The sequence below is a fragment of the Trichococcus sp. genome (genome assembly GCF_049589555.1).
Lineage (GTDB): Bacteria > Bacillota > Bacilli > Lactobacillales > Aerococcaceae > Trichococcus.
The window spans coordinates 19,040-27,132 of record NZ_JBAWAZ010000032.1 but is presented as its reverse complement, the minus strand read 5'-3'; the positions used below and the strand labels follow the sequence as shown (position 1 = coordinate 27,132).

General features: G+C 48.7%; 6 protein-coding genes. 5 read left to right on the top strand and 1 reads right to left on the bottom strand.

The annotated features are described in order from the left end of the window. Positions 1-127 precede the first annotated feature (127 nt). Positions 128-550, bottom strand: a complete 423-nt coding sequence (locus WBV27_RS01680) for a cupin domain-containing protein (protein WP_106450579.1) — start codon at positions 548-550, stop codon at positions 128-130. Positions 551-771: 221 nt separating this feature from the next. Here WBV27_RS01680 and cdaA point away from each other — a divergent pair, with 221 nt between their 5' ends. The 5 genes from cdaA to WBV27_RS01655 all read left to right on the top strand — a co-directional run bounded on the left by cdaA (position 772) and on the right by WBV27_RS01655 (position 8,093). Next, positions 772-1,614 carry a diadenylate cyclase CdaA gene (gene cdaA / locus WBV27_RS01675; protein ID WP_424198847.1) on the top strand — a complete coding sequence of 281 codons (843 nt, stop codon included), beginning with the start codon at positions 772-774 and terminating at the stop codon, positions 1,612-1,614. Next, on the top strand, positions 1,611-2,720 hold the full coding sequence (locus tag WBV27_RS01670) for a CdaR family protein (protein ID WP_424198845.1): 1,110 nt from the start codon (positions 1,611-1,613) through the stop codon (positions 2,718-2,720). Before cdaA ends, WBV27_RS01670 begins: the two co-directional genes overlap by 4 nt. Positions 2,721-2,784: 64 nt before the next feature. After that, on the top strand, positions 2,785-4,137 hold the full coding sequence (glmM, locus tag WBV27_RS01665) for a phosphoglucosamine mutase (protein ID WP_140186139.1): 1,353 nt from the start codon (positions 2,785-2,787) through the stop codon (positions 4,135-4,137). A gap of 247 nt (positions 4,138-4,384) precedes the next feature. Further along, positions 4,385-6,076, top strand: a complete 1,692-nt coding sequence (locus WBV27_RS01660) for a PTS transporter subunit EIIC (protein ID WP_424198843.1) — start codon at positions 4,385-4,387, stop codon at positions 6,074-6,076. Further along, complete coding sequence (locus tag WBV27_RS01655; protein ID WP_424198841.1) at positions 6,060-8,093, top strand: BglG family transcription antiterminator; 2,034 nt, start codon at positions 6,060-6,062, stop codon at positions 8,091-8,093. Before WBV27_RS01660 ends, WBV27_RS01655 begins: the two co-directional genes overlap by 17 nt.

Below are 8,093 nucleotides of genomic sequence, written 5' to 3'. Positions count from 1 at the left end.
AGCTGTTTGCCCACAATGCGGCAAAGTATCGTTCTACTTGCCTGAAGAGCAATTGGCGAAACTGATCGACTGATCTTTATGAATAGAAAAAACGAGCCTGGGATTTTTCCCGGGCTCGTTTTTGCTTTTAATGTTCGTTTGGATCGTTTTCTGCGTCTTCGTGGGTCGGGTGGACAGTGCCGGGCAAGTGGCTAGGGCCTGCATAGATTGTATACAGTTTAAGTGGTTTGTCCCCTGTGTTGGTGATGTTGTGCCATTTGTCGGCAGGGACAAAGACAGCATCATCGTCGGATACTTTCTGTTTGAAGTACAGATCGTCCTCTGAGTCGCCCATCACGCACACGCCGTCGCCTTCTTCGATGCGGATGAATTGGTCGATGCCATGGTGGACTTCCAATCCGATATCATCGTTCGGTTGGATCGTCATCACAGTCACCTGCAATTTTTCACCGGTCCAGATTGTTGTGCGGTAATTCTCGTTCTGAAGGGTTGCATCCTCGATGTTCACTACGTAAGGTTTTTTGCCGTGGTCCTTAAAATCGATACTCATTTGAATTCCTCCTAATTTAAATTAATTATCTTATTGTAATAACTATAAACTAAGTGTAGCAAAGTGAGCCGGATTTGCAAACGATATGCTTCCTGTGTGATCGATTGCCCATCTGCTTCCATTGTAACGCTCCTGAAGCGCTTTCTCAAGGAATCAATGCCATTCGGCCGGATTATTTGTGATATAATTGACGATATAACTTTGAACGTGGAGGTGCGCATGTGTCAATCGATTGGGGAGAAGTGATCACCTGGAGCAATGCCTTTGATATAGTGGATATCCTGTTGGTATGGTATCTGGTCTACAAGCTGATCATGATTTTAAAAGGTACGCGTTCCATTCAATTGCTGAAAGGTATCGGGATCATCGTGCTGATCAAACTGGCTGCTGTCACGCTTCAGTTGCAGACCATAGATTGGATCATGAACCGCGTCATCCAGTGGGGTGTCGTGGCGGTCATTATCGTGTTTCAGCCGGAAATCAGAAGAGGGTTGGAGCATCTGGGGAAAACAGGCTTCAGAAAGAAAGCCAAACGCTCGGTCAATATGAGCGAACGCCTGGTGACGGAGTTGGATAAGGCTGTCCAGTATATGGCAAAGCGAAAAATCGGAGCATTGATATCCATCGAGCAGCAAGGGTTGCTGGATGAGTACGCCGCAACGGGGATAAGGATCGGCGGAGAGGTAACCAACCAGCTGCTGATCAATATTTTCATCCCGAACACGCCTTTGCATGATGGAGCGGTCATCATCCAGGATTACAAAATCGCGACCGCAGCCAGTTATCTGCCGTTATCAGAAAGTTCCTTCATCCCGAAGGAGCTGGGAACAAGGCACCGTGCCGCAATCGGGCTCTGTGAAGTCAGCGACGCCATCACCATCATCGTTTCGGAAGAGACCGGGGGCGTCAGCATTGCCCATAAGACGAGCCTGTTGCGTGAAATGAGCCGCGATGATTTTGTTGCCTACCTGACGGACCAACTGGTCGTGGAGGAAGAGGAAGAAAAGACCACCAATTTCATTCAGGATTTCTTTGACAATACGAAATGGGGTGGTTCTGAATGAGAAAGCAGCAAGACGATAAGTTTTTGGAAAACAAGTGGGTCGTCAGAGGCCTCTCTTTCGTGATTTCCTTATTGTTGTTCGCCTATGTCTACTCAGAAAACTATGGCTGGTCTACGAGCACGAGCAACAGTTCCATCAGTACCAGCAAGCGGGAAACCATTTCGAATGTCCCAATCCAGGTGGATATCGATACGGACGAGTATTTCATTTCAGGATTGCCGGAAACGGTTGTGTTGACCCTGACCGGTCCGGAGAGCGTACTCGTGCAGACGATTTCTGCTGCGGATTACCGCATCGTCACGGAGGATCTGGACGAGCTGGGTCCAGGAACCCATACGATCCAATTGACGGCCGAGAATCTATCAAATGAAATCGATTATTCGATTACGCCATCGCGAGTGAATGTCGTCATTGAAGAGCGGGTTGCAATCGAGAGCCCGGTGGAAGTCCGCTTCGATGAATCTTTGGTTGATCCGCAATATCTGGCAGGCATTCCGGAGCTGAGTGCGGATACCGTGACGTTGACCGGACCGGCCTCGACCATAAGCCGTGTGGATAGTGTTTACGTGACGGTCGCAGCTGAAAATGGCTTGACAAATACTGTGAATATGAATACTGTAGTACAAGTAGTGGACGCAAGTGGGAATAAGTTGAATGTTTCCGTCGATCCGCAAGAAATTTCCGTCAGGATTCCGATTTCTCTTTACGGGAAAGAAGTGCCTTTGGTCATCCAACAGATCGGTGTTCCGCTTGAAGGCAAAATCTATACGATTGAAGTGGATGGCGAATCCAGTGTGACCTTGACAGGCGATAAGTCTGTGCTTGCCGATATCGATGAAGTGATTCTGCCGGTGAGTGTCACGGGTGTAGAGAGCAACACCACCCAAACGCTCACAATCCCAGTCCCGAATGACACCTTAACGGCGACGCCGACCACAATCAAGGTAAATATCCGCGTGTCGGATGCTTCCGAAGCTGCAGCTGATTCAGAGGCCACCAATGATGAAGGGGAGTCCTCATCTTCAGCCGACGAAAGCGGCACTATCGCATCTTCAGCTTCGGACGGTCTGGACAGCGAAGCGAGTCAATCGGAGAGCAGTTCATAAAATTAAAAATCAAACAAATCCATGCAAAGAAAATAAATGAAAAATCTAAAGGAGATTACAGGTAATGGGTAAATATTTTGGAACAGACGGTGTCAGAGGCGTTGCGAACAGCGAATTGACGCCGGAATTAGCTTTCAAATTAGGCCGTTTTGGAGGATATGTCCTAAGACAGCATGCGAAAGATATCGCACATCCGCTTGTGTTGGTTGCGCGTGATACGAGGATCTCCGGTCAATTGTTGGAATATGCATTGGTTTCCGGCTTATTGTCAGTTGGTATCGAAGTATTGCAATTGGGAGTCATCCCAACACCCGGCGTCGCTTATCTGACACGCATCCAAGGTGCCGTTGCAGGGGTCATGATCTCTGCATCGCACAATCCTGCAGGCGATAACGGCATCAAATTCTTCGGAGCTGACGGTTTCAAATTGTCGGATGAACAGGAATACGAAATCGAAGCCTATTTGGATCAAGAAGGGGACGATTTGCCGAGACCTTCCGCAGACGGTTTGGGTACGGTGGATGAATATCCTGAGGGCGTCCTGAAATATGCACAATATTTGCAGACGACCATCCCGGATGACCTGTCCGGCATCACAGTCTGCCTGGATGCGGCAAATGGGGCAGCATCGCCGGTAGTCAATCGTTTATTCGCGGACTTGGAAACAGACTTCTATACAATGGGTGCAAATCCGGATGGCATCAACATCAACAAAGGCGTCGGTTCCACGCATCCGGATGTCCTAGGTAAATTTGTCGTTGAGAAAAAAGCGGATGTCGGCTTGGCATTCGATGGCGACGCCGACCGCTGTATCGCTGTGGATGAAAATGGGCGCATCATTGACGGCGACCGGATCATGTTCATCTGCGGTAAATATTTGAAAGAGCGCAATAAATTGAATCAAAACACAATCGTCTCGACTGTCATGAGTAACTTGGGATTCCATTTGGCTGTGGAAGCTGAAGGCATGACTGCCTTGAAGACACAAGTCGGCGACCGTTATGTCGTGGAAGAAATGCGCAAAAATGGCTACAATTTGGGCGGAGAGCAATCCGGACACGTTGTCTTCCTGGAAATGAACACGACTGGGGATGGCCTTTTGACGGGTATCCAATTGTTGAACGTCATGAAACAGACCGGTAAAAAACTTTCCGAGTTGGCTGATGAAGTGACCCTTTACCCGCAAGAATTGGTGAACGTACGCGTCTCCGAAAAAGACGGCGTAATGGAGATTCCGGCTGTGAAAGCTGTCATCGAAGAAGTTGAAGCCGAAATGGCAGGCAAAGGCCGCATTTTGGTTCGTCCGAGCGGAACAGAACCGTTGTTGCGCGTTATGGCTGAAGCTGAAACGGATGAAAAATGCCATGAGTACGTTATGCGCATCGTAGATGTCGTAAAAGCGGAAATCGGCATCTAAGCTAGAGAGCCTGTAAAACATTTTAGGGTCGTGGAGCACTGCTGTAAGGGCGCTTCACGGCTTCTTTGTTTTCATTGTTCATTGATGCCTGGATTCGACGAGGTGTCTGCATTCATCATTCAGGATAATGATTGCAAATGTACACAACCGTATGATTATATGTATAATGAGTTGGAAACATCCGCGATAATGTAAGCGAAATCAAAAAAGCGGGTGTGCTTGAGGAAAAAGGGAAGGAAGTGTGACCATGATCAGACCCAAGCGATCCTACGCGAAGGAAGCATCGTTTGATTTGCTGAAAATAAGACGGTTTGGTCATTACCTCAGCGGAATGATCATGCCGAACGTCAGTGTCTTCATTACTTGGGGGATCATTACGACGCTTATTCAATATTTTCAGGGTCCGCTCCAACAATCCTTTATTGAAATGGATCACCTAATGATTCAATTTCTCCTCCCTGTTTTGATTGCCTATACTGGGGGAAGATTGATCGAAAAAAGGGCCGGGGTCGTAGCGGCCATCGCAGTTATTGGCATGCTCGTGGATTCTGAAGATCCGCAAATATTGGGAGCCATGGTGATAGGTCCGCTGACGGGCTGGAACGTTTTTCTCTTCGATAAATATATTTTTCCGAGGGTCAAAGCAGGTTATGAAATGCTAGTCCGTAATTTTTCGGCAGGGATCATCGGCATGTTGCTCGGCTATTTGAGTTTGGTCTTCATCGGTCCGTTCATTGCGGGCGTCACGCAACAAATCAGTCGGCTTGTCGGCTGGTTGATCCAGCGCAATCTGCTTTTGCTGACGAACATTTTCATAGAGCCGCTGAAGGTCTTGTTCTTGAATAATACGCTCAACCATGGCATTTTGACGCCATTGGGGATCGAACAGACGGAGGCAGCCGGAACGTCACTGCTGTTTCTGATCGAAACCAACCCCGGACCGGGCTTGGGTGTTCTGCTGGCTTTCATTCTGTTCAGCCGGAAAGAACTGAAGGCCAGCGCCAGTGGGGCCTTTATGATCCATCTGATCGGCGGGATCCATGAGATTTACTTCCCGTTCGTTTTGTTGAATACCAGGTTGTTTGCCGCAGTTATTTTGAGCGGGATGAGCGGCACGCTGATTTTCGAGTTGTTTCAAGTGGGCTTGAAAGCGCCAGCCTCCCCTGGATCGATCGTGACGATTTTGGCGAATACGCCGCAGGATATGCTGCTGGGGGTTGCCTGCGGCATTGCGGTAAGCACGCTGGTGAGTTTTTTGTTGGCTGCCCTCGTGATCAGGAAAGATCAGACAAAAAAAGAAATTTCAGAAAAGGTGACGAAAGTGACGGAAATTCAGAAAATTTTATTCGCTTGCGACGCGGGCATGGGATCAAGTGCCATGGGGGCCAGCATTATGCGACGGCAATTGGAAGAGAGCGGCGTTTCGATTCCCGTGGATTATACGTCCATTTACCACGTGCAGGATGATCCTCACCTGTTGCTGATTACCCAGAATGAGTTGAAGCATTTGGCCGAAACACAAGCCCCGCACGCCCAAATCGTCACAATCGGAAACTTCTTGGATCGGACAGAGTACACGAAAGTTGTCGCGATGCTGACTGATGAACAAGAAAATGAAATGATTCCGGAAACGATTGGAGAAAAGCTGCCGTACCAGAAAGTCGTCTTCTTGTATGCGGATAGTGTGCGTGGTTCGCAGACGATGGCCATGCAAGCATTCCGGAACTTAGCGGAAAAGCATAATGTGAGGGTCGACATCGAAAAGCAGCCATTGGAACAGCTGATTGCGGACCAAAGGAATCTGTACATCGTCACTGAAGCTTTTGCAGCTGAGAATGTCCTGCCGGAGTGTCCGCTGCTGGTCGTCGGGCATCTTATCGCTACGAATAAATACGAGAAACTATTAAGGGGAGATTTGTCAGATGTTTCTAACTCCTAGAGAGACCATCATTTTAAAAGAATTGCTGCATTCCGCCTCGCCGGTTACCGTGGAACGCTTGATGAGCCTGCTGAAAGTCAGCAAGCGTACGGTTTACCGCGAGTTGGCAAATCTCGAACTTTCTTTGGAATCCATCGGCGCAAAGCTGGAGAAAGCGAGCCGGGGCCGTTTCCGCTTGATTGCGGAGGATGCCGCCAAAGCAAAAATCCTTTCCATCGTGTCTGAGGATGAACCTTCTGAATTATCCGCCACGGAACGCCAACATGCCATTTTGCTGCAACTGTTGAACAGCGACGAGCCGATCAGCATGCAGACGTTCCTGGATGAATACTTGATCAGCAACACCACGTTCTTTGCCGACATCAAACAGTTGGAGCTTCGTTTGGCGCGCTTGCCCTTGACGATCACGAGAAACCGCGGCTATGAACTTGCCGGCAGCGAAAAATATCGCCGGCTCCTATTGGCCAATATTTTGGGAATAGAAATCAACGAGTACCACTTCTTCCACTTTTCGGAATTAGAGGATAAAGAAAGTTTCTTTCTGCAATTCGTCAACCAGGAGCAGCTGCTGTTTGCTCAAAAATTGGTGCGGGAAATCGTCGAGCCGCGCTTTTCCGACTTGAGTGACCGGAAACTGGAGTTTTTGATTTTGATGCTGACGATTTCCATGGATCGCGTCCCGCGAGGCTGCCAACTGGTGGAGGATTCCTATGCGGGTCAAATCAATAAGGAACTTTTGGATTTAGCGAAGCAAATTTTTGCCAAAATCGCGGCGCACACGAAGCAATTGTACGCGGTCAGCGAAGTCGTCTTCTTCGCTAATCTGTTGGGGGATTTCTTCAGTGACTTGGACAGCGATTTTTTTAACGAAAGCTTTGATCCGCGCTTGGCTTATCAAGTGAAGCAATTGATCGAAAACGTCAGCCGTGATGCCGAAGTCAATTTCTTTGAGGACAGCAATCTTTACAAAATGCTCTTGACGCATCTTTCCGCGGCGTTGAGCCGCGCCATCCTGAATCAAGGAAACCTCAATAATCCCATCCTGGAGCGGATCATGGCGCAATACTCGGAAGTTGCCGGTGCGATCCGCAATGCCTTGCCGAAGGTGTTCCCGCAGCAGGAATTCTCCGAAGAGGAGATCGCCTATATGGTGCTGCATTTCGCCAATTCGCTGGAACGCAGCCCGAAAGTCATTGCGGTGGATATTGCCGGTATCTCCCCAAGCGGCTTGGCTTCGACGCGTATGCTGGAAATGCGTTTGCGGAAACATTTTCCTTTCATCAATGAGATCGTCTTTTTCCGGATAGCCGACCTCGGGAAACTCAATCTGGAAGAAAAGTTTGATTTGACCATCTCCACTTCACTGTTGCCGGGATACAGCGGGAAATATTTGCTGGTTTCCCCGTTGCTATTGGAGGACGAAATCAAGCAGCTCAAAGAGGCGTTCCGCGCAATCGATCATACGAAGCGGCATGTTCAACCCGCAGCGAAACCGAGCCTGCCCGAAAATGATGACTATCAGGAAGTCATGACGTTCATTGATGAAATCAACCAGTTGCTGAAGCACTTTTTCGTCAAGCCGTTGGAAAACAGCGCCAACATTTCCGAAACAGTCGCTTTGGCTGTAAACAATATTTCAACTGAAATCGTAGCGGACCCGGCAAAAGTCCGGGATAAATTGATGAATCGCTACCAGCAAGCGCCGATCGGGATTCCCAATACCCATTTTGCTTTGTTCCACGCCTCCCATGCCGCTGTCCTGCAGCCTAGTTTTTGTGTCTTTGATCTGCAGACGCCGCTGGAAATAGTCGGGATGGATAAGGAACCGATGACCTTGACGCGGATGCTGGTTATGCTGGCTCCAGATCCGATCGAAGAGAATGTCGCTAAGATGCTTGGGAAAATCAGTGGAGCGATCATCATGAACGATTTGGGGATGGAGATTTTCAATTCCGGCAATGAAGCGATCATCTACCAATTGCTGTCCGCCCTCTTGATCGAAGAAGTCAAAAAGTAA